The sequence below is a fragment of the Fructilactobacillus sp. X7R9C1 genome (assembly GCF_059901005.1).
In genome coordinates, this window is sequence record NZ_JBWXVG010000002.1 from 129,028 (window position 1) to 151,980 (window position 22,953).

Annotated in this window: 24 protein-coding genes; 21 read left to right on the plus strand and 3 right to left on the minus strand. The window is 41.7% G+C overall.

Annotation, left to right across the window (positions count from 1 at the left end):
* The first annotated feature begins 18 nt into the window (after positions 1–18).
* The 14 genes from AC6UD0_RS02330 to AC6UD0_RS02395 all read left to right on the plus strand — a co-directional run bounded on the left by AC6UD0_RS02330 (position 19) and on the right by AC6UD0_RS02395 (position 13,669).
* On the plus strand, positions 19–1,437 hold the full coding sequence (locus AC6UD0_RS02330; protein ID WP_500707994.1) for a basic amino acid/polyamine antiporter: 1,419 nt from the start codon (positions 19–21) through the stop codon (positions 1,435–1,437).
* Positions 1,438–2,361 (plus strand): carbamate kinase, encoded by a 924-nt coding sequence (gene arcC / locus AC6UD0_RS02335; RefSeq protein WP_500707995.1) that lies wholly within the window; start codon positions 1,438–1,440, stop codon positions 2,359–2,361. It begins immediately after the preceding gene.
* 465 nt (positions 2,362–2,826) lie between these two features.
* Complete coding sequence (locus AC6UD0_RS02340) at positions 2,827–3,492, plus strand: SDR family oxidoreductase (RefSeq protein ID WP_500696275.1); 666 nt, start codon at positions 2,827–2,829, stop codon at positions 3,490–3,492.
* Positions 3,493–3,507: 15 nt separating this feature from the next.
* Positions 3,508–4,248: an SDR family oxidoreductase gene (locus AC6UD0_RS02345; RefSeq protein ID WP_500706095.1), complete on the plus strand. Its 741-nt coding sequence runs from the start codon at positions 3,508–3,510 to the stop codon at positions 4,246–4,248.
* A gap of 11 nt (positions 4,249–4,259) precedes the next feature.
* Entirely contained in the window at positions 4,260–4,529 is a 270-nt protein-coding gene (locus AC6UD0_RS02350) for a hypothetical protein (RefSeq protein WP_500695971.1), read from the plus strand.
* A 195-nt stretch (positions 4,530–4,724) separates the two neighbouring features.
* Positions 4,725–5,981, plus strand: a complete 1,257-nt coding sequence (locus AC6UD0_RS02355; RefSeq protein ID WP_500695972.1) for a NupC/NupG family nucleoside CNT transporter — start codon at positions 4,725–4,727, stop codon at positions 5,979–5,981.
* Between the two features lie 133 nt (positions 5,982–6,114).
* Entirely contained in the window at positions 6,115–7,230 is a 1,116-nt protein-coding gene (locus AC6UD0_RS02360) for a YibE/F family protein (RefSeq protein WP_500707997.1), read from the plus strand.
* Entirely contained in the window at positions 7,227–7,997 is a 771-nt protein-coding gene (locus AC6UD0_RS02365; protein ID WP_500699683.1) for a YibE/F family protein, read from the plus strand. Before AC6UD0_RS02360 ends, AC6UD0_RS02365 begins: the two co-directional genes overlap by 4 nt.
* 300 nt (positions 7,998–8,297) lie before the next feature.
* Positions 8,298–8,723, plus strand: a complete 426-nt coding sequence (gene tnpA, locus AC6UD0_RS02370; protein ID WP_500707998.1) for an IS200/IS605 family transposase — start codon at positions 8,298–8,300, stop codon at positions 8,721–8,723.
* 17 nt (positions 8,724–8,740) lie between these two features.
* Complete coding sequence (locus AC6UD0_RS02375; RefSeq protein ID WP_500708000.1) at positions 8,741–9,901, plus strand: RNA-guided endonuclease TnpB family protein; 1,161 nt, start codon at positions 8,741–8,743, stop codon at positions 9,899–9,901.
* A gap of 499 nt (positions 9,902–10,400) precedes the next feature.
* On the plus strand, positions 10,401–11,564 hold the full coding sequence (locus tag AC6UD0_RS02380) for an amidohydrolase (RefSeq protein ID WP_500708001.1): 1,164 nt from the start codon (positions 10,401–10,403) through the stop codon (positions 11,562–11,564).
* Position 11,565: 1 nt separating this feature from the next.
* The gene (locus AC6UD0_RS02385; protein WP_500708003.1) at positions 11,566–12,402 is read left to right on the plus strand and encodes a MetQ/NlpA family ABC transporter substrate-binding protein; all 837 of its coding nucleotides are present in this window, start codon (positions 11,566–11,568) and stop codon (positions 12,400–12,402) included.
* Positions 12,403–12,596: 194 nt separating this feature from the next.
* The gene (locus AC6UD0_RS02390) at positions 12,597–13,151 is read left to right on the plus strand and encodes a hypothetical protein (RefSeq protein WP_500708004.1); all 555 of its coding nucleotides are present in this window, start codon (positions 12,597–12,599) and stop codon (positions 13,149–13,151) included.
* 80 nt (positions 13,152–13,231) lie between these two features.
* Positions 13,232–13,669, plus strand: coding sequence for a hypothetical protein (locus tag AC6UD0_RS02395; RefSeq protein ID WP_500708005.1), 438 nt, complete (start codon positions 13,232–13,234; stop codon positions 13,667–13,669).
* A gap of 95 nt (positions 13,670–13,764) precedes the next feature.
* Here the strand turns inward: AC6UD0_RS02395 and AC6UD0_RS02400 are convergent, their stop codons facing one another.
* Entirely contained in the window at positions 13,765–13,962 is a 198-nt protein-coding gene (locus AC6UD0_RS02400; RefSeq protein WP_500694170.1) for a hypothetical protein, read from the minus strand.
* A 223-nt stretch (positions 13,963–14,185) separates the two neighbouring features.
* On the opposite strand from AC6UD0_RS02400, the gene AC6UD0_RS02405 reads away from it, so the two are divergent.
* From AC6UD0_RS02405 to AC6UD0_RS02435, 7 genes are all read left to right on the plus strand, one after another.
* Complete coding sequence (locus AC6UD0_RS02405; protein WP_500708007.1) at positions 14,186–16,093, plus strand: thiamine pyrophosphate-dependent enzyme; 1,908 nt, start codon at positions 14,186–14,188, stop codon at positions 16,091–16,093.
* A 141-nt stretch (positions 16,094–16,234) separates the two neighbouring features.
* Positions 16,235–16,390, plus strand: coding sequence for a hypothetical protein (locus AC6UD0_RS02410; RefSeq protein WP_500694168.1), 156 nt, complete (start codon positions 16,235–16,237; stop codon positions 16,388–16,390).
* A gap of 12 nt (positions 16,391–16,402) precedes the next feature.
* A complete protein-coding gene (locus AC6UD0_RS02415) occupies positions 16,403–16,888 on the plus strand; it encodes a hypothetical protein (protein WP_500708009.1) in 486 nt (161 codons plus the stop codon).
* Between the two features lie 71 nt (positions 16,889–16,959).
* Positions 16,960–17,496, plus strand: a complete 537-nt coding sequence (locus AC6UD0_RS02420; protein ID WP_500708010.1) for a hypothetical protein — start codon at positions 16,960–16,962, stop codon at positions 17,494–17,496.
* Between the two features lie 175 nt (positions 17,497–17,671).
* Positions 17,672–18,745, plus strand: coding sequence for an AEC family transporter (locus AC6UD0_RS02425; protein ID WP_500708012.1), 1,074 nt, complete (start codon positions 17,672–17,674; stop codon positions 18,743–18,745).
* An 11-nt stretch (positions 18,746–18,756) separates the two neighbouring features.
* The gene (locus AC6UD0_RS02430) at positions 18,757–19,749 is read left to right on the plus strand and encodes an NAD(P)-dependent oxidoreductase (RefSeq protein WP_500708067.1); all 993 of its coding nucleotides are present in this window, start codon (positions 18,757–18,759) and stop codon (positions 19,747–19,749) included.
* A 153-nt stretch (positions 19,750–19,902) separates the two neighbouring features.
* The gene (locus AC6UD0_RS02435) at positions 19,903–20,145 is read left to right on the plus strand and encodes a type II toxin-antitoxin system Phd/YefM family antitoxin (RefSeq protein ID WP_500708014.1); all 243 of its coding nucleotides are present in this window, start codon (positions 19,903–19,905) and stop codon (positions 20,143–20,145) included.
* 395 nt (positions 20,146–20,540) lie between these two features.
* Here the strand turns inward: AC6UD0_RS02435 and rbsU are convergent, their stop codons facing one another.
* Both rbsU and galT read right to left on the minus strand, forming a co-directional pair.
* A complete protein-coding gene (gene rbsU / locus AC6UD0_RS02440) occupies positions 20,541–21,458 on the minus strand; it encodes a ribose/proton symporter RbsU (RefSeq protein WP_500695984.1) in 918 nt (305 codons plus the stop codon).
* 12 nt (positions 21,459–21,470) lie between these two features.
* Positions 21,471–22,940, minus strand: coding sequence for a UDP-glucose--hexose-1-phosphate uridylyltransferase (galT, locus tag AC6UD0_RS02445; protein ID WP_500708015.1), 1,470 nt, complete (start codon positions 22,938–22,940; stop codon positions 21,471–21,473).
* Positions 22,941–22,953: the final 13 nt, after the last annotated feature.

Genomic DNA, 22,953 nt, shown 5'->3' on the forward strand with positions numbered 1-22,953 from the left:
GAGGATTGCGTAAATTATATGGGAAATAAAAAGGGAGTTTCATTATTTGGATTAATCATGCTGGTCATTAGTTCCGCGATTGGCGCTGGAATTTATAATGCCAGTGAACAGATTGCGGCAGCGGCCACTCCGGGACCCGCGCTCGTTGCGTGGATTATTACTGGAGTCGGAATTTTTGCACTAGCAATGAGTTTGAAGTCTCTAAGTGAGGATAAACCAGAACTGACTGGAATTTCCGATTTTGCCAGAGATGGATTTGGTGATTTTGCTGGATTTCTATCGGGCTGGGGATACTGGCTATCGGCATGGCTTGGTAACATTGCGTTTGCCACCATGATGATGTCAGCGATCGGTTATTTCTTTCCGGTTTTTCGATCAGGCAACTCAATTCAAGCGGTAATCATTGCGTCGGTATTCACGTGGCTACTCACGTGGTTAGTAACGATGGGGATTGAGAACGCGGCTTTCATCAATACCATTATCACCGTAATAAAAATAATTCCCTTGGTTGCTTTCGCAATCTTAGGAATTGTCTTATTCAAAGCTAACGTTTTCACCGCCCACTTCTGGGCTAATTTTAGTACTAACTTCACGTATAGTCCGGCGACGGCAATGGGGGTATTTGATCAAGTCAAGGGCTGTATCATCACTACCATGTGGATCTTCATTGGGATTGAAGGAGCCACGATGATGGCAGGACGCGCCAAGAAGCGTTCTGATGCGGCCAAGGCGACCATTATTGGCACCATCTCACTCTTGATCATCAACATCGTGATTGCGATGCTACCATATGGCTACTTACCCCAAGCCAAACTAGCTAAGTTGAGTAACCCGGCCCTGACCTATGTTGTTAAAGATATGATTGGACCAATAGGTGCGGCTTTTGTCAGTATCTCACTTATAATCACCATGGTCGGTGCCCTCCTGTCATGGACCATGCTTCCGGTTGAAGCGACGTCACAACTAGCTGATCAGAAGCTACTACCCCGGTGGTTCGGTTACTTAAACAAGCACAATTCACCTTCACACTCATTATGGTTAACTCAGATTTTGGTACAAATTGTTTTGATTTCGTTACTATTTACCGATCAGGCGTACAACCTGGCAATTTCGTTGTGTACGGCAGCGATTGTGATTTGTTACGCGCTGGTTGGTGCCGATCAAATTAAGGCTGGCGTACAGGCTCATTCGGTCAAGAAAATGATGCCGGGAATCCTAGCTCTATTGTTTGAAGTTGTCGGAATCGCAGTGGCGGGACTACAATTCTTGTGGTTATGTTCAATTGCATACGTTCTAGGCTTTGGTTTCTACATCAAGGCAATCAAGAATCAAGGACGTAAAATCACACCCTTTGAATGGATCATGATGGCATTGATAACGATTGCCGCCATTGGGGCGGTCATTGCTCTATTTATGGGAAAGATAGGAGTGTCGTAAATGAAGAGAATCGTGATAGCTCTAGGTGGCAATGCGATTTTAACCGATGATCCAACTGCAAAAGGGCAAAGAGAAGCTTTAAAAAAAACCACGAAAAAAATCGTGAAGTTCGTGCGTAATTCAACTGAGAACCTTCAGTTAGTGATTACTCACGGCAATGGACCGCAGGTTGGAAACTTGTTACTCCAAGAACTAAACGGTAGCACGAAGGAAAATCCGCCAATGCCACTTGACGTGGTTGGAGCGATGACTCAAGGTGAGTTAGGACTGTGGATTGGGGATGCCCTCTCAGACAATGATATGACTAGTTCAACCATTGTCACGCGGGTATTAGTCAATCCCAATGATCCAGCGTTTAAGGATCCAACCAAGCCCATCGGTCCGTTTTACGCGGACGTTAATTCCGTCTTAATGAAACATCCGGACTGGAAATTCGCCGAAGACTCCGGACGCGGATTCAGGCGGGTCGTTCCATCGCCTCATCCCATCAGCATTTTAGAGGCGAAGCAAATTAGCACCCTGGTTGACAGTGGGTTCACTGTCATTGCTGGCGGGGGAGGTGGCGTTCCGGTCGTCATGACCGATGACGGGGACGTCGAAGGCGTGGAAGCCGTGATTGATAAAGACTTTACGGCTTCACTAATCGGACAAATGGTGAACGCCGACCAGTTAATTATCCTGACGGGCATTGACCAGGCGGCCATTAATTTCGGACGGCCTAATCAAAGAGAACTGGGACACGTGTCGCTTGACGAACTGGACATGTATCTAAAACAAGGTCAGTTTGGTAAGGGTTCAATGGAACCCAAGATTCAAGCGGCGATGCAGTTTGTGAAAAACACCGGCAGGGAAGCCGTGATTACGTCATTAGACAACGTTGCCGATTTTGAGGAAAATGGTCGAGCAACGGTCATTAAAAAATAACGACTGAAGAAATCACCCGATGACTATGAACTAGTCTTTGGGTGATTTTTAGTTGTTATTAAGTGATTCAACGGGACTATAACCATTTTTCCAATTTGATATTAGCATTTAAGAACGAAATGTCAAAGATTATTCTTATCTAGTTAGAGGTAATCCAATGTCGTGATTAGTCTTTAAAACAAAAAGTTCCCTTGCAGCTATCAAAAATAGTTGCAAGGGAACTTCATGGTACTTGTGGGTCATAACCATCAAATAGAAAGGAGTAGTGCATCTTGTTTGAAAACTACCGCCTACGCGGTACAAACATAGTATATCATACATGATAAAAATGTCTATCTTTATTTATTTTATGTGATTGAACGGTGGCACGATTAACGCTGGCTTTAACATAAACTTCACATGCATATCGCTATTAACGTTTAGTTGAATTTGTTATGCTTTAGACGTATATAGGAGGTTTCAATTATGAAGATTATGATTATTGGTGGAACCGGAAGAGTCGGTTCTGACCTAGTAAAACAATTTCAAAAAAACACTGACGATTCGGTTACCATTGCGGCTCGTCATCCCGAAGAAGTCAAGTTTGTGGACACCGTTGAGGAACGTCCCAAAATTAACACCATGAAGTTTAGCATCGTCGACATGAGCGTTAACGAAATGGCCGACGCAATGAAGGGCTTTGATGCCATCTACTTCACCGCTGGATCTGGTGGACACAACGTGGTCCTAGTTGACAGTTACGGAGCCATCAAGACCATGCAGGCCGCCGAAAAAGCCGGCGTCAAACGTTACATTATGCTCAGTTCAGCCTTTGCGCTTCAACCAGACCAATGGGAAGGAAAGAAACACTACGCCAAGTTGCAGGATTACCAGGCTGCTAAGTTCATGGCCGACCACTGGTTAATTCACGATACGGACCTGAATTACACCATTTTACAGCCGGGCTCCTTGCTTGAGACCCCTGGAACCGGCGAAGTAACCTTTAATGATGACCAACCCGGTTCAAATTCAATCAACGACGTTTCGCAGGTCTTGTTTGACGTTTTAGATAACCAGCATGCCTTTGACAAAGTCATCGTCATGCACAGTGGCGACATGAGTATCGAAACCGCACTTAACAATTTAAAATAGTTAGGGAGAATTAAGATGGCTGTTAAAGATAAAGTAGTTGTAATTACGGGAGCTTCTAGTGGAATTGGTGAAGCGACCGCCAAGTTGTTGGCAAAAAACGGCGCCAAGGTCGTGTTAGGCGCTAGAAGAGAGGACCGCTTACGTGCGATTCAGGAAGATATTGAAGCTGACGGTGGCGTGGCTGCCATTCAGAAGACCGACGTTACTAAACTCGACGAGGTCAGAAACCTGGCGTCCGCTGCGGTTGACCAGTTTGGTCGCATCGACGTTTGGATGAACAATGCTGGTGTGATGCCCCAATCACCACTGATTAAGGGTGATGTCAAGGGTTGGAACCTCATGATTGACGTCAATATCAGGGGTGTTTTGTACGGCATTACCGCTTCCCTTGATACGATGCGTGGTCAAGGTGGTGGTCAGTACATCAACACCGCTTCGGTTGCGGCCCACACTTCTGGAATTAACAGTGGGGTGTACAGTGCCACAAAGGCGGCCGTTAAGATGATTAGTGATTCTCTTAGAGAGGAAGAGGCTAAAGCCAAGTCTGGTATTCGGGTGACTATGATTTCACCCGGTGCGGTCGCTACCGAATTGCCCAATCACATTACCGATCCAGACATCAAGAAGCAGTTTGAGTCATACGATTTGACGCCGCTTAGTCCCAAACGGATTGCGCAATCCATCCTGTACGCCATTGACATGCCCAAGGATGCCTCGGTCAACGAAATCGTGATTCGACCAACCGATCAGGTTTAGGGTTAACGCATATGAAACTAGATGTGTCAAAGCACGTTCTACGGGATGGTTCGTTTTTAATCATCGCCATCCTGTCAATCATGCAGTTTGCGCGCTACGTCTACACCCAGGAGTATTTGCGTTCGGCTAAGTACCTGGTGCTGTTTTTGATTACCGTTTTAATGTATGGACTAGTTCCAGATCAAGTCCTGCAGTCGATTGTCAATCTGATTATGATTGGGCTGCTCCTGATTTTTACGTGGTACGACGAACGCATTGATAAACGACGAGAAAAGAAATAAATTAATTAGACTAGTTGTTGGTTTTAACCGATAATTAGTCTTTTTTTACGGGAAAATTAACCAATCCGTGAACCATTTCCGCGATGAAGGTTGAAATTGTTAATATTTAATACTATTATTATAAAAAACAGGTTGTTCGAATTTTGTTATCTGACAATATCCGAACATTGCATATAAAATGGAGGAGAAAGTTCGATGAATTACTATCTAATCATTAACATCATTGGGGTCGCCGTGTTCCTCGGAATTGCCTTTTTGTTTTCTAAGGATCACAAGCACGTCAACTGGCGATCGGTCATCGTCGTTTTAGTCTTAAACCTAGTCATCGCGTTTCTCCTTACTCGCTTTAGTTGGGGTCGAGACGCCGTCAAGGGGGCCGCTGAAGGATTCAACTGGATTGTCCAGGTTGCCTACACTGGGATTGCCTTCGCACTTCCCAACTGGGTGCACGTCAAACAGATGAACTTTGTTACTTCAGCACTGCTTCCAATCCTAATGATTGTTCCGTTGTTTGATATCCTTACATACTTTGGGATCTTGCCATTTATCATTAAATGGATCGGAATTGCGTTATCAAAGGTCACGGGACAACCAAAGTTCGAATCATTTTACGCCGTTGAAATGATGTTCCTTGGAAACACGGAAGCCCTAGCCGTTTCTAGTCTGCAACTCAAGAAATTATCCAGTGAACGACTCTTGACCGTCGCCATGATGTCGATGTCGTGTATCACCGCTGCGATCGTTGGTTCGTACACCCAGATGATTCCGGGGCAATACGTTTTAACCGCAATCCCGCTTAACATCTTGAACGCCATCATCGTGACTTCACTACTGAATCCAGTTCACGTTACGCCTGAAGAAGACACAATTGCGACGATGACGGAACCTTCAGAACAAGTGGCCGAAGAGACAGTTGCTGACAAGCCGGAAAAACCCAAGAAAGAACCATTCTTCTCATTTTTGGGTGATTCAATCTTAGGTGCCGGTAAACTGGTATTAATCATCGCTGCTAACGTCATTGCCTTCGTGGCCCTTGCTAACTTAATCAGTAAGTTACTGGGACTCATTAATCCTTGGTTGTCACTTCAACACTTACTTGGAATCGTAATGTTCCCATTTGCATGGCTGATGGGGATGGACGTTAACCACGCCTTCCAGTTTGCTCAGTACATGGGAACCAAGTTAGTAACTAACGAATTCGTGGTCATGGGTGCCATTGCTCCCCATATCAACAACTTACACATCTTCCCAGCTCACTACCAGGCTCAACTCTGTGTCTTCTTGACTTCATTTGCCAACTTCAGTACCGTTGGCATGGTCATTGGATGTCTGAAGGGCTTAGTCAGCCGTGAAAAGAACGACGTTATTTCCAGAAACGTTGGATACTTAATCTTATCCGGAATCTTGGTATCATTACTCTCGGCTGGAATCGTTGGATTATTCGTTTGGTAATTATTAAATAAAATTCATGACACTTCTGATTTAATTCAGAGGTGTTTTTTGTTGTCTAGTTATAAATACGTAAGTTTAGCGAAACTTAATTTTAGTATGATACACTGAACGTAAATAATTAGGGGATGAGAATTTGAAACGAATCCATCCAAAGCTAAAGATTCGTTGGCTCGCCATCGTTTTGGTGCTAATCTCGGGGATCGTCGCCGTGACGTTCACCCATTTCGACGCACCGATGTACAAACAGACGGTGGCTCGAGTCGTAAACGTGCACAACTATGGTCGCACTTCACAAACTGATGAATTTAAGAATCATGACTACCAAGAAAACCAGAAACTGACGCTGAAAGTTTTAAACGGGGAGTACAAGGGGAAGACAATTACCGCCAACAACCAGTATTCTGGTTCCGGGGCGACCGACATGAAGTATCATGCTGGCCAACAGGTCTTTATCCACGTCGCCAACAAGAACCTAAAGCCCTCGTCGATTCTGATCAACGGCTTTAAGCGGGACACCGCGGTCGTCTTCTTAATCTGGCTAACGGTGATGCTGTTGCTGGTGATTCTGAAGTTTAGTGGCTCCATGGCGCTTTTGAGTATCATCATTAACGCCATCCTGTTCTTTTTGGCGGTTTCAATTGACGTGGGAACGAGCTTCAATCCGTTTGTTTTATTTGCCATCTTGTCGGTCATTTTCACGATTGTCACCGCCATTCTGATTTTTGGGGTGTCAAAGGAGACGGTCGTGACGATTTCGTCCACGATTCTAGGGACCGCGGTCGCGATTCTGATTGCGTTCATTGTCCTGTCAGTCACGCACGAGCGGGGCATGAACTTTGAGATGATGGACTATGTGACCCAACAACGACTACCAATCTACTTCGTCGGTTGTATGATTGGGTCGCTGGGGGCCATCATGGACCTCTCAGCCGACATCACGTCCAGTCTGTTTGCGGTTTATGAAGAAGACCACAGTCTTTCGTTCTTGAAGCTCTTAAAGAATGGGCAAAACATCGGACGGTCAATCATGGGACCGTTGATTAACGTCTTGTTCCTCATTTTCGTGGCCGGAACTTTTCCGATGATGGTGCTGTTTTTAAGGAACGGCAATAGTTGGGGCTATTCGTTCTCAATGATTATGTCACTTGGGATTATTCAAAGCCTGATTAGTGCGATTGGGATTACACTGACGGTGCCAATTACCAGCCTGATTGCGAGTGCACTTTGTGAAATGAAGGTGATTAAATGAGTACCATGACCGTCTTATTAATCATTCTCTTTTTCGCAATGCTACTGGCAGGGGGCTCCAAAGGTTTCGTGGCCTTCATTGGGTTACTATGTAACTTTGGTTTGGTCTTCATGTCCGTCGTTTTGATTGCGTTTGGCATTCCGTACCTCTGGGTAACACTGGTTAACGCCGTCATTATCCTCGTCATCACGATTTATTTCGGTAATGAGCAAGGACGAAACGCCGACGTAGCGTTTGTGACCTCGTTAATCGTGGTGGCAATCGTAATTGCGTTGATCATTCCGGTGGAACACTGGGCGCAGGTGCAAGGTTTTGGACCCGAGAATACCGAGGATTTAGAGGGGATGTCACTCTTAATCGGCGTGAAATTCCTAAACGTTTCGTGTGCAATGACGATTCTGAGTTGTCTGGGAGCAGTGGCCGAAGCGGCCGTTGCCATGGCCACTGGTTTAGTCGAGATTCAGGACCATAACATCAAGATTTCTGATAAGGACTTCAGTTATATCGGGGTTTCGATTGGAAAAGAAATTGTTGGAACGGCCTTTAACACCTTGTTCTTTAGTTTCTACGGGGAGCTAGTTGGTTTGTTCATCTGGTTTGCGCGTTTGCACTACAGCATTGGCATGGTCATGAACGATAAGATCTTTGCGTCAGAGTTAATCATGACGTTGATTTCGGCAATTGGGGTGGTGTTGACCATTCCCGTGACCATTGCGGTGATGTTGTATTTGAAGCATCGCAAGTTGAAGAAAGCAAATAAAGCATAATAGGCAAGGGATTCCCACACGTGTGAGGATCCTTTTAATTTTAAAAGTTATATTTTTATCGATAAATAATGATAAGATGAAATTAGTTAGAGTTTAATGCGTAGTATATTTAGGAGGTAATCGTTATGTATAAATATTTTAAGATAACTTCAAATGCTGCTAAGAATCTTAAATATGCTTCACTTCATTTATGAGAATTAAGCGAGAAAACTCGTTCCTTCAGAGACGTGATGAATCGCTTTTTTCTTTTGCTAAATTTAGCTACATACACTTGTTTTAATTAAATGGTAAAATATATATATGAATAAAACTCAAAGACTTACGCACGGTAGAACATCTGTCTACAATGTTAATTACCATATCATTTGGTGTACTAAATACCGTAATAAAATTTTGAAAGGAAAAGTTGAAATAACTTTAAAACGAGAACTTTTAAATATTGCCCAAAATAAGGGATTTAAAATTGACCACATGGAAATTGGCAAGCAAGATCATGTACATTTGTTAGTATCGGCTCCACCAAAACTATCAATAACTAAAATAGTGAGTTGGCTTAAAGGAATTAGTGGACTACGTCTTTTTAGAATGTGTCCGGAATTACAATCAAGTTACTGGAAACAACAAGGACTTCGTCATTTGTGGTCTCCGAGCTATTACGTAGAAACCATTGGCACTACCAATAGTGATGCAATTGCCAAATATATCGACGACCAAAAGAAAAAATAGAGAGAAGGTGATTATCAATGGCTGAAAGTAAAGTTTTAAAAGCAATCAAACTTCGTTTGTATCCTACGGATACTCAAATTAACCAGATGTTAATTAATTTTGGGCAATGTCGGTTTGTATTTAACCAATTACTCGCTATGCAAATCCAACGTAAGGAAAATGGCGGAAATTTTGTTAATGAATTCGGCATGAATTATTGTATTAAAGCTTTAAAAATGGAGTATCCATGGCTTAAGCAGGCTGAATCGACCTCATTACAACAAGTTAGCCGTGATGTTAGTGATGCTTTTACTCGTTTCTTTAAGAAACAAAATAGATTTCCACGTTTTAAATCTAAAAAATCTCCCAAACAAAGTTATACCAGCAAATGCACTAACCATAATATTCAGGTTTTTGATAATCATCATTTAAAATTGCCTAAACTTGGGACTGTCTATTACCGTAATGGTTGTCAAATTAAAGGTACCATCAAACGTGTAACCTTGAGAATTTCTGCAACTGGAAAATTTTACGCCACTATTTTAGTGGAACAAGTTACTACCTTGCTCGTGAAAACCAAACAAGCAATTGGAATCGATCGTAACATTAACAATTTGTGTGCCATTTCGAATGGATTGATTATTCCTACTATTCGTTTTGACAAAAATTTAGCCAAGAAGAAACATAAATGGCAACGTAAGTTGGCAAGACGACGTCTTGCAGCTAAAAAAGAGATTGCTATGGCTAAGCATTATCAAAATAGGGATTTACAAATTAGTGATTTTAAAAATGTGGAAAAAGCTCGCATAATGGTAGCTAAATATGCTGAAAAAGAACGCAATCAACGTACTGACTATTTACAAAAATTAAGTACTGAATTAGTTAAGACTAACGATAAAATTGTAGTAGAAAGTTTGAAAACCAAAAACATGCTACGTAATCATAAATTAGCTCGGGCTATCAGCAATCAAGGATGGTATCAATTAGAAACTATGTTAGCGTATAAATGTGATTGGTATGGTAAATCTTTTGTCAAAGTTCCTGCTAAAAATACTACGCAACAGTGTTCTATTTGTGGATATTTACCTGATAAAACACATAGGTTAACTCTTAAGGATCGAGAATGGACTTGCCCTAAATGTAAAACACATCATGTAAGAGACATTAACGCTGCTAAAAACATCTTAGCTTCCGTTTAATCATAATATAAAAGCTCGGTACGAGCTTTGGTAAAAAGACGCAACCACTACAATTAATTAATAACCGAAAGGTTACTTTAGTTTAGTTGCAAGTAAACGTTGTTCCCAGAAGCACAGGCTTTTAAGCTTGTGTAGTTCACCCTTTACAACTCGCGATTTCTGTGTTTAAATTAATAAAAATACGAAAGGGATGAAACCAATGACAACGATTACTACGAACTATCAAAATACTTACTGTTGCTGTACTTGTTACATGTAGGTCAGCGTTCGTAGTTTTAGATGCGGGTGTTGATCAAACGCCTGTATCTAAGTGTAGTAATTTTTGTGCTCAGTTAGATACAACATTTTGTTAGTCTAACTGAGATTGGTGAATTCCACCTCAATCGAATATACTAATCTACTCTATTTACGTGGAGAAAAAGGATCAGCTAGGCTAACTTGATGATAGTCCAACTGGTCCTTTTTTATTACATTATTTATGTAGGTAGGAGATTGCGAAATGAAGAGTAAAATTAAAAGTCCCACGTTACTTAGTCAGTTAAAGGAAATTCGGCACTTTCTGCATCGTCATCCCGAGCTGTCGGACCAAGAGTTTGAGACCACTAAGTTCATCACCAACTTTTTGGACCAATTAGGATATCGCGTTGTTACACCGAGTAGTCTGAAAACGGGCGTGATTGCGGAAATCGGACCCAGAAACGCTGAACGGGTAATCGCGCTCCGTTCTGATATTGACGCGTTACCGATTAATGAAGAAACTGACCTGGACTTTGCGTCTGAAAACGTCGGGGTGATGCACGCCTGTGGTCATGACTTCCATATGGCGTCCCTGCTCGGAGCGGCCGTCCTACTAGCAAAACACCAGTCGCAATTGACCAGTCGAATACGGTTGGTCTTTCAGCCGGCCGAGGAAACCCACGTCGGTGCCCAAGAGGTGCTGGAGTCGGGTGCCTTAGATGGAGTTGACGTCATAGTTGGTTTTCACAATGAGCCCAGCATTCAGGCGGGAGAAATCAGTGTCAGTGGTGGTGTTCAGGATGCCGCTGTCGACCAGTTCAAGGTAACCTTTAAGGGAGTCGGTGGTCACGCCGCTCATCCCGACCAGGACGTGGACCCAATCGTTGGACTAGCGAACACGATTACGTCACTTCAGACGATTGTTAGTCGTAACATCAACCCGCTACAGCCCAGCGTTCTGTCGGTCACTCACATCGAGAGTGGTTCCACGTGGAACGCCATTCCCGATGAAGCTTGGTTTGAAGGGACGTTGCGGACGTTTTCTGAAGATGACGCCCAGATGGCGAAGTCGAAGTTCTACCAAATCGTTAAGGGCCAAGCTACGACTTACGGGTTAGACGTAGACATTGAGTGGATTGAGGGTCCCCGCGTCCTTAAGAATGACGAAGAATTGGCCGAAGTCCTGGCAGATGACGCCCAAGGTTACGCCAAATTGGTTAATGTGCCGCCAACCCCTGGTGGTGAGGACTTTGCGTTTTACACCGACAAAATTCCCAGTGTCTTTGCGGAAGTCGGCAGTGGCGCAAACGTTGGCCTCCATCATTCTAACTTGGTCGTTGATGACGACGGTTTGATGACGGGTGTGAGATGGTTTTATAACTCAGCTTTAAGGTTACAGGATTATTTAGTTGAAAGGGAGAAATAGGATGAAGAAAAGATATTGGATTACCGCTTTAGTCGCAATTATCGTGATTTTATTTGGATATACGTTTGTGTATCGGCCGTATCAGAAGGCCCATGCACCACAGTCAAACAAGAAAACCATCACTTTAGCAAGTTCACCCGGTCCTTACAGTGACCTGTTTATGAAGGGCATCAAACCCATTCTTGAAAAAGACGGGTACAAGGTAAAAAATAAATCATTCTCCGTCTTGCTGAATGCCGACATGGCATTAAACCAGGGTCAGGTTGACTTAAACGTTGAACAACACGGCGCTTACATGAACAACTTTAACAAGGAAAATCACGGGAACTTGGTTTCCTTAACCAAGGTGCCAACGATTCCAACCGGGATTTACCCCGCAAAAAAGCACAGCTTAAAAGACGTCAAGAAGGGTGACACGGTCGCCATTCCGAACGATCCATCCAACATGTCACGGGCTTTTCTAGTAATGGAAAAAGCTGGTTGGATTAAGTTGAAGAAGGGCGTGGATCCCATCAAGGCCACTAAAAATGACATCATCGACAACAAGTATGACCTGAAATTTGATGAAATGGATTCGGCCAATGAACCACGTTCCAGAAACAGCGTGGACTATGCCATTATCCCTGGTTCTGACACTTACGGGGCTAAGATTCCAGCAAGTTCAATGCTTCTGCGTGAAAATCCACAGAGTCAGTATATGCTACTAGCCGTTGTAAACAAAAAGAATGAGCACACCAAGTGGGCTCAGGACGTCAAGAAGGCTTACAACTCCAAACAGTTCATGAATTACATGAAGAAACACAATCAGGACCATGAGTGGGAAATTCCTGAGAAATAATTGAACACTGTGTCTAAAAATACGATAAAAACCTCCAAATGTTTGGAGGTTTTTTTGTTTCACGTGAAACTTATTTTCATTTTAAATTAAAAATTTACTATGGATATTTGCTTGATATAAGTCATAAATTTAAATTGTGCGTTGATTAACATAGTAATATAATTAATATATAAATTAATTAAGGAGTATTAAGGATGAAGAAAAGTAAGGGCAGAATGGGATTATGGATAATAATTATTATTTTAGTAGTAATAATTTTAATGGGAGCCGCCTATATTATTGGTACTATGAGCAGTCGTAGTGCAAAACCTAAGGAAGTTAGAAAAGAAGTTGTAGTAAAAAGAGACAAAAAGAAATCTAAAAACGATAGTTCAGAAAGTATGCAAGAATCATCAAAACCTGGTAAAAGTACTTCTAATAGTAAGACCTCTGAGGATACTTCTAAAAACAAAAATTCATCTGATTCCAGTACTAAAGAAACTAATAATAGTTCTCCCATAACATTATCTGAGGCAGAACAATTAATTAGTAAAGTAGGTGGAGAGTGGCCAAGTGATGCAGTTGTGACAAGTAGTAATGGGAACACTACAACAGTTTCAGGCTATGTGGGCGCTAAAGGTGAAGACCATCTAACTTTTACAACCAATGGAAATAATGTCAATATTCATGAAGAGTTCGGCACTTTGGATGGCGGAAGTTATAAACCACTCGATTATATGCCACCTAAAGATTATTCTACTACTAGATAATAAGTAATTTTTTGGAGGAGATTTTTATTAAACGTAAATTAATTCGTAAGGTATTATTGATATCATTATTATCATTTGGGATGATTTTTATTTCAGGATGTGGAAATAGTACCAGCGTATCTGGTGCTAATTCAACTGATGATTATGCAAAAATTGCAAAGGAAGTTTCTAAAGATCAATTTGTTGATAGAACTTCATCAGGACAGGATAAGGATGAGATTCTTACGTTTGAAGATGATGACTATAATCTTGACAAAAATGAAATGGAACTAGGCGATGTATTTGATTATGGAGAAGAAATGCCGGTTCATTACAAAAGGTTTAGAAATAAGTTAAAAGTATATAAAGATGATTATCCAGAAGGTGTAACTAAATGGTATTTACAGTTACTCAATACCCCGAACAAGGTTAAAATTGTAGAAACAAAAGATGGTGAGACAAAAACTCTTACCGGATACTCCGTTAATCATGAAGGCGATGTAGAAAGCAAAAAAGAAGATGATAATAATAATTATTAAATGCATAACTATGTTTTGCTAATATAATTAAGTCTACACACAAAAACAGGTCAACCTCACAGTTGACCTGTTTTTTTTACTAAGTATTACCAATCCTACTTGTTATCTTTGTTCAAAGCGATGTTCTTAAGGGCTTCAAAAGCATCGATATCGATTTCTTCAGTAGTATTGTTGTTGAAAGTAACTTGGTATGAAATGATGTTACCTTCTGATTCGCGGGGATGGATTGAGTTCACGTTGTTCACGTTAATCAAACGACCATCGCCAGTTTCAACTAATCCAGAAAAGTTCATGTTTTTCACCTCCTCACTAGTATTATTACATATGACGCGTCAAAAGATAACTAATAACACGCTCAAATTGCCGTTAAATTGGGAATTTATTGCCCTTTGTTAATTTCGTGATTTACATTAAAAAGACTTAATAAATTAAGCAAGCGTTTTTATTGCAACCGTTTTCATATGGGAGTATATTAGGGTCAACAAAAGAATTAAGTACTTTTGGGAGGAAGAAATTATGACAGATGTAAAGAAAATTCCTGCAGCAGTAGCAATGCTTAAAGTTATTGAATCATATGGCGTTAAGGACGTTTATGGATACCCTGGTGGTTCCATTAACTCAACGCTTGCTGCGCTCGATCAAGAAAAAGATAACATTAATTACGTACAAATTCGACATGAACAGGTTGGGGCACTAACGGCCGCTGCTCACGCTAAACTAACTGGTAAAATCGGAGTTGCCTTTGGCTCCGCTGGTCCTGGTGCGGTCAACTTATTAAACGGCTTGTATGACGCTAAAGAAGACCACGCTCCAGTTCTTGCCATCGTTGGCCAAGTTGGTCATGACAACATGAACTACAATTACTTCCAAGAATTTCCAGAGACCCCAATGTTCTCTGATGTTTCGGTTTATGACCGGATCGTAATGACTCCTGAAAGTTTGCCACACGTTGTTGACCGTGCGATTCACGAAGCATACGCAAAGAAAGGTGTTGCCGTAGTTGTCATTCCAAATGACTTCGGTTTTGACGAAATCCCAGATGTTCCATACAGTTCTGCATCAAAGACTTATGACAAGCCAGCTCCAGAACCAGTTGCAACTGATGACGAAGTAAGTCAAGCCCTTAAGATGATTAAAAATGCTAAACGTCCAGTGCTTCACGTTGGTCGTGGAATCAAGGGCAACGGCGACAAGTTAATCGAACTTTCAAAGAAACTCCAGATTCCAGTTATTATGGACGGCTTAGCTTTAGGCTACGTTGACGCCAACTACGAAGCTAACCTTGGAACCGCCAACCGTGCCGCATCAAAGGCCGCTGACGAAATCTTAAGTACTGCCGACCTAGTTATCGCTATCGGTGGAGACTTCCCATTCGCTAAATCAGTTTATGCAAGTCACAAATTCGCTTACATCCAAGTTGATGACTCTCAAATCCAACTTGGTCGTCACCACGAAGTTGACCTCCCAATCTGGTCTGACGCGGGTTCATTTGTTGACAAGGCATTGGCTCAAAGCGAAAAAGTTGCTCCAAGTCCATTCTACAAGGCTGCCGTTGCTGACCAAGCTAACTGGATGGAGTACATTCACAAGATGTTAAACATTGGCAGTGACGAAACCGACCAGAGTAATGGTAGTTTCATGGAAGAATTCAAGGACTTTGGTAAGCACTTGAAGGACACCATGACTAACGCTAACTCAACCATGCCAGTTGCCCCAATCTACAAACAAATTAACCGAGTAGCCGACAAAGATGCTGTCTTCTCAATCGACGTTGGTGACAACATCATCAACAGTTTCAGATACTTGGACATTCAACCAACTAACAAGTGGGTCATTTCCGCATTGTTCGCAACGATGGGTTCTGGACTTCCTGGTGCCATTGCGGCTAAGAAAGCTTACCCAGATCGCCAAGTCTTCAACATTGCTGGTGACGGTGCCCTTTCAATGGTTATCCAAGACTTAGTAACTTTGACGAAGTACCAACTTCCAGTTATTAACGTGGTTACTTCAAACGAAGACTTAGGCTTCATCGAAGGTGAACAAGAAGACTTACCAATGCAATTCTTCGGCCTTCAACTTCAAGGTCAAAGCTTTGAATTGATCGCTAAGGGAATGGGAATTGACGCTACAACGGTTCACAACGTTTCTGAACTTCCTGCTGCATTTGACAAAGCCGTTAAGGTTACCAAAGCTGGTCACCCATTCTTGATTGACGCAAAGATTAACCAAGACCGTGGACTTCCAGTTGAAGATTTGATTGTTAAGATTGAAAATGGTCAAATCGTTGAGACCATCAGTCCAAACTACAAGAAGGACAAAAATGACAACAAGACTTACACATTGCCAGAATTCTTCGCAGAATATGGTGGCGAAGGCTTGTTACCACTTAAAGACTTCTTCGACAAATACGATGTTCAACTTTAATAAGTAAGAAAAAGAGCTCTCATTGAGAGCTCTTTTTTGTGGGCAAATAGAGGATGTAAAAACTTGAGCAAATTCCTCAGCTCACGGCGATTTAATGGTATGATGAAAGTAATCACAAGAGGATATCGGAGATGAAATATAATGAGTTTTAAAGGATTTGTTAATTGGTTTTTAGTTGTTTTTTGGATCGTGACTTTCGTGGTGTTAGCCATGGGCTTCAGTATGGTATCAATGTATATGATGGTGATCGGAATGCTGATTCACAGTTTAAATTGTGTCCTGGGAGATAAAATTTAAAGGAGGAATTAGATGTTTAAACCAATTTTATTGATTATCGCAGTGATTGCCTTAATCATTGCCTGTTATTTGTATTGGACGAATCGCGGTCGGGCTGACGATAAAAGTTATATCAAGAGCTGGACGTACTGCTTCTTTGTTGTATGTATGCTGGTTGCTGTTGTAACTTTTGCTGTCGCCACCAGAAACATTGTGTCGGTTGCTGGTTTCGTGATTGCCTTTGTCCTGTTTGTTTACTACTTGGTTCGTTACTTTATGGCTGCTTTAGGTAAAGGATACAGCTGGGATCAGACCGTTTTTCTGAAATACTTTAGAAGAGCCGTGTATGCACTACTTGCGACTTTGATCTTCTTCATCGCGTTCTACTGCTCATCAAACAACCAGTTGGATATGTTGCATCATCGAGAAATCACTTCACATCTCCAGATGAAGCATAAGAAGACGCACAAGGAAAAGATGAGAATGGAGAAGAAGGATAAGAAAGCGGAAATGAAATAAGTAAAGAAAGGGCCTTGAAAAAGGTCCTTTTGTTTTATAGAATGATAACCAAAATTAAAGGTGGAAAGAACATGGAAAATGAAAAATTAGATTACGATACAATGAATAATTTAATAACTCAGCGTGAATATCTAAAGTTCGGATATTCTAATTTAGTTAAGTTACTTAATGGATTAGAGGGAATTTTAGCATTAATGGGAATTATTATTGCCCTTGTTTCGAATAAAGATTTTATTTATTATGTTTTTTTCTTTGCTACGTTAATAATTTTTATTGTTCAAGGAAATGAGTATTTTTTAAAAAGAATATTTACTAGTTTTTCAACTGTAGCAAATTTCATGCATGGCTCAGATAATAATTCTTCAACAAAAAACAAACTACATATTTTTGGTATGTTTTGCAATGAAACTATAATTTTAGCGGTTCCAATGATTATTTTAAGTGTATGTAATTTCCGTCTTAATTCGAGATTGTTGAGTTTTATTACTGAGAAAGGTTGGGTTTTATTTGTAATAGGTGAATGTTTACTTTTTATATCACTTTATTTTCTTATGCCGCATTTTGTTAAATATACAATAAAAAAATTAAAATTAAATGAATATCTATAAATATTGGAATATTACTAATTAGCTGAATTTTATGATGTAATATTAATTAATTATTCGTTAAAAATTCTTCCTTGTTCTCCATTTATTCCCTATGGTAAGATTATTATCGTGAAAAATTTCATTTTTACGTACTTTACTGTGCGTACGATAATATTCTACTTGGAGGTTAACGTTCATGAACGTTATGCAAGCAATTGAGAAGACCGTCACTAATGCGGGAATCATTAGTTCGATCACCTCAACGATTTTCATTATTTTACTTGGTTTCTTTTTACGTAAGAAGAACATTTTTACCGATAAATTCGGGAAGATGTTGTCAAGGGTCGTCCTGACCGTCGCCATTCCAGCTTTGGCACTGAACTCATTCATGCAGCCAATCAACGATGATACCCTAAAAGAGGGGATGAATGTCCTCCTGTGGGGTTTCATCATTTACATCATCTTGATTTTCGTTGCGCCACTGCTTTATCCCAAACAAGATAAGGATAAAAAAGAAGTGATGGGAATTTTAACCACGTTTGGTTCCACGACTTTCTTTGGAATTCCGATTGTCGGGGCGGTCTTTGGACCGAAGGGAATCATGTACAGTTCCATTTTCAATATTGGTTACCGGGTTTTCCTTTATTCATACGCCTACATCAGAATGTCAGGTTTGAAGATGGAAATGAAGAACATCAAGAAAATGTTCCTTAATCCTGTTGTAATTGCAACTTTCCTCGGACTTTTCCTGTGGTTGGGACAAAATTATGTTCCACATGTAACAGTCCAAACGATGTTAAATGGAATTCCTGGCAAAGGTACGAGTAGTGTGGCCTTCTACCGAATTGACCAAACCGCCTTGTGGCTCTGGAAACCGTTGAACTACTTAGCTCAACTATCATCTCCACTTGCTTGGTTATCAATCGGTGTTACGCTTGGTTCCATTTCATTCAAGCAGGCCGCTTCCAACAAGCTGTCATGGTATTATAGTTGGAATAAGGTCATCATCGTGCCGTTGTTCAACCTGATTGCGTTGACTGCACTCTCAATGCTAGGCATCATGCCAATGAGCTACGTAGCTATCGCAACGATTGTCATCATGATGGCAACCCCAACAGCCACGGTTGCTTCAGCATACGCAATTAGCTTCAATCGTGATCCAGTTTTGGCTTCCAACGCGTCGTTCTTGTCGACCATTCTGTCAGTGATTATGATGCCGATTTGGATTGCGCTGCTTGAAGTCATCAATAACTCGGGGATTATCAAATAATGGGTGATAAAATGTTCAAAATTACTGCGTATGGGGTGCGTCCCGTTGAAGTCAGTTATTTCAAAGATTTAAATAAATACGATTATGAATTGAACTTAGTTTCTGAAATGTTAAATCACGACAACGCCATCGATTCCAAGGGGTCAGACGGAGTGTTAGTTCGCGGAAACTGTCTGGCTGACAGGGAAAATTTACAGAAATTTGCCGACTGGGGTATTAAGTATGTCTTCACGCGTACGGTTGGTTACGACCACATTGACTTGAAGGCTGCCAAAGAACTTGGCATCAAGGTCGCTCGCGTTCCCGGATATTCGCCATATGCTGTGGCTGAACTGGCAATGACTCTCGGAATGAGTCTGTTTCGCAAAGTTGCTTCTGAAATCAACGCCACTCACGCTGGTGATTTTATCGTCAATGATTCGTACTTTAGTCGTGAGATTCATTCTAGTACCGTTGGAATTATCGGTGCGGGTCACATTGGTCGGGCTGAAGCTAGTTTGTACAGTGGAATGGGTGCAACCGTGCTCGCTAACGACGGTCACAAGGTTGACGCTCCTGAAATCGATGAATACGTCCCCATTGCTGAATTATTGAAGCGGTCTGACATTGTTTCACTGCACGTTCCCTACATTAAAGGTGAAACTGATAACTTAATCAGTACCGACCAAATCAATTTAATGAAAGACGATGCCATTTTGGTTAATACGGCTCGTGGTCAAGTGGTGGACTTAAAAGCCGTCGATAATGCTCTTGCTTCCAGCACATTAGGTGGATACGGTGCTGATGTGTTAATTGATGAAGCCAACATTTTTGGTCACGAATTCAAAGGGATCAACAACATCAAGAATCAGGAAGTCGTTAGCTTGATGAAAAAGTATCCTAACGCAATTGTGACGCCACACGTTGGTTCGTTTACGGAACCGGCTTTGACGGACATGATTACCGTTAGTTACGACAATTTTCATGAAATGTTGACGACGGGTAAGTCTAAGAACGAGATTTAAGATTAAAAGAGAATATTAATTTTAGTCAGCGTTTAACAATTATTGAGAGTGTCTTTTTTAAAGACATTCTTTTTAGTTTTACTTTTTATTCTATATGGTATAATCATCACTATAAAAAATTTCATTTTTACGTACGAAGAGAGATGATACTACATGAAAGTGGTTAATTGTAATAATTTCAAAGTGAACTTTGAAACGTACATGGATCAAGCTATGAAGGACGATGAAGAGGTTACCATTCATTGTGAGAATGGTGATTCGGCGGTGCTCGTTTCAAAAAAGAAATATGATAGCATGATTGAGAATCTGTTTGTCTTAGGAAATGGTGAGAATTTGAAATTCTTGGAACATTCGAATAAGCAGTCGAAAAATGGAAAAACGAATCATTTGAAATAATTATGTTGTATAATAATAAGTGTAAATAACACATGGTCACCGATTTTTGGTAGGATTGATGACTTCTCACCAGTAGAAATATTTGGATTTTTGGTAGGAATAGTTCATCATTTTATAAGTGATGAACTATTTTTATTCGATTAAGTTATACTAATAGATGTAAGTAGTTCATGGGATCATCGATTTTTAGTAGGATTGATGATCAAGAGTTCGTCGGCTTATCGCTGATGAACTCTTTTTTTATCCACCAATCCACACATAAAAAGGCTGAAACCCCAATTGGTTCCAGCCTTTTTGGTACTATAGGTCTCGCTAATGTGGAGACATTGACAAGATGGTGCCATTCCCACTAACGCAGGGAGCCTCGTTACTTCTATAATACCATTTCAATTTAATTAAATAAATGCCGTAATGGCGGAAGCAAAGACAATGAGAACTAACCCGAGGTAGGTCAGGGTCATTTCCTTTGGCGTCTTCTTCTGGTGCAAGAAGTAAATCCCAGTCAAAGTGGAAACAAGGACGGCTAATTGACCCAGAACGTTAGCAGTTGCCAATCCGTTCATGTCAGGTTGAGCTGAGATTAAATACATTAACATACCAAAGCCTTGCGATAATCCAGCGAGAATGTTCTTGTATGAAACGGATTGAATGAAGACATTTTCGTCTTTTAGGTTCCACAAATCGTAAATCACGGCACATAGTACCATTCCGATGGCCTGGGGAAGAAACGCATGGTTCCCGTCCATGGCTTGCATGTTTGGCAATAAAGCCTTCATTGATGGCATGATGACCACTTGTGGAGCGGCTGAGTAAACTAAGTATCCCAGGGCACCAATCAGTTGGAAGATCGTAGCTTTCTTTAAAGCACCCTTATTGGTGGATTCTGGGTTTTGGACCCAAGCGGTGAGAGTCGCACCAAGGATTACGATAACTAGGGCAGTAAATCCTAAGACTTTTCCGATAATGCCAGTCCAGTCGCCTAGAACAAAGACTCCCCAAAGCGACGTCAGGATCAGCTGAAAGGCCGTGGTAATCGGCATTACTCGTGATGATCCAACTAACTTAAAACCCTTGAACTGCATGATCTGACCAAAGCCCCAGCCAAGTCCAGAAATAATTCCAAAAGTGGTACTGATCCAGCCGGGAAGGGCTAATCCTTCAATGAAAAACAGGACGACCGCAAAGACTAAGGTTCCAAGGGTGGCACCTAAGATTTGGTTGGCGGGTTTTCCACCAACCTTCGAAGCAATCGTTGGGAAAAGTCCCCAACCGACCATTGGTCCTAAACCAATTAATATCGCTAGCCAATTCATAATAATAACCTCCTAAAGTGTGTGAATGAATTTTTGAAACGCTGCGGTCCCCTGGTCATCAAGCTTGAAGACCCCGGCGTTTTCCAAGACGTGCATAAAGGTAATCCCGACTTTTTTGTCAATCACGTCCTGGACGTTGTCGGGATTGAGTTGGTAACTTTGTTTGATCTGGTTGGCCCAAGCAACGTGATAATCCGCGATGTCGTTAGGTTGACCAAGTAGATACTTCTTGACCTCAGCCAGTTCAGATTTCAGACGAGCGGGCAAGATGGCACGTCCCATCACCTCAATCAGGCCAATGTTTTCCTTTTTGATGTGCTGGTATTCGGCGTGGGGATGAAAAATCCCATCGGGATATTTCTTTGACGTCTGGTTATCACGCAGGACCACGTAGACCTCAAACTTCCCCTCTTCGTTCATGCGAACAATCGGTGTGACCGTGTGGTGCAGTGTCCCGTTCGTTTCAGCGCGCACGTCAACTGATGGGTCCGAGTATTTGCGCCATTTCTTTAAAATGTGGCTAGCAAAGTCAATCAAATCCTGTTCGTTAGCTCCCGTCAGTCGAATCGTCGACATCGGCCAGTTTAAGACTTCGGCCTTAACGTCTGGATACTGGTCCAGGTCAAAGGCGAAACGGGTCTGTGCTTTCATCATCGGGAAGGTGTGATAGCCACCCTGGTAGTGTTCGTGACTCAGAATTGAACCACCCACAATTGGTAGGTCCGCGTTACTCCCGACAAAGTACGCAGGAAACATTGAAACGATTTCAATTAAATTTGAAAAAGTCTGCGCGCTAATCTTCATCGGTTCGTGGACGTCATCTAAAAAGATGCAGTGCTGGTCGAAGTAGGCATAGGGCGAGTACTGAAAGCCCCACGGTTTCCCGCCAATTAGGACGTCGATAATGCGGTGATTGACCCGTACTGGAATTTGTGAGTTGCCGTAGTAACCCTCGGTTTGGGCGCACAAGTTGCACTCCGGATAACCAAAGTGGGTGTTCTGACCGGCCTTGGCAATGTCTTTAGGATCCTTCTCCGGTTTCGACAGGTTAATTGTGATTTCTAGGTCGCCAAACTTGGTGTCGATGTCCCAGTGCAGGTTCTTCTTGATGCGAGCGGTCTTAATGTAGTTATTTTGTTGACTTAGATTGTAGAAATAGTCCGTGGCTCGTTCTGGTGCGTCATGATACAGGTTCCAGAAGTGGTTGTTGACGACACTTGGAAGTGGCGTGTAGAGATTGGTTAGTTCCGCCTCTAATAGTTCACGGTTTTTAAGGGTGTCGTCAATCTGACCGTTCCGAATGGCGACGTCGATTAACTGGTTGACCGTCTTAAGCAGCTGGTCGGACGAGTTGGAACTGGTTACGTTCTTTTCGCCCACCAGGTGATACAGGTAATTTATCAGATACGTGCGGTCCATTGGTCGGTATGTCTGACCAGTCGCAATGACCTGGTCCGCATAGTGTTTAACTAAGTTTTTCATCGTGTTTACCTAC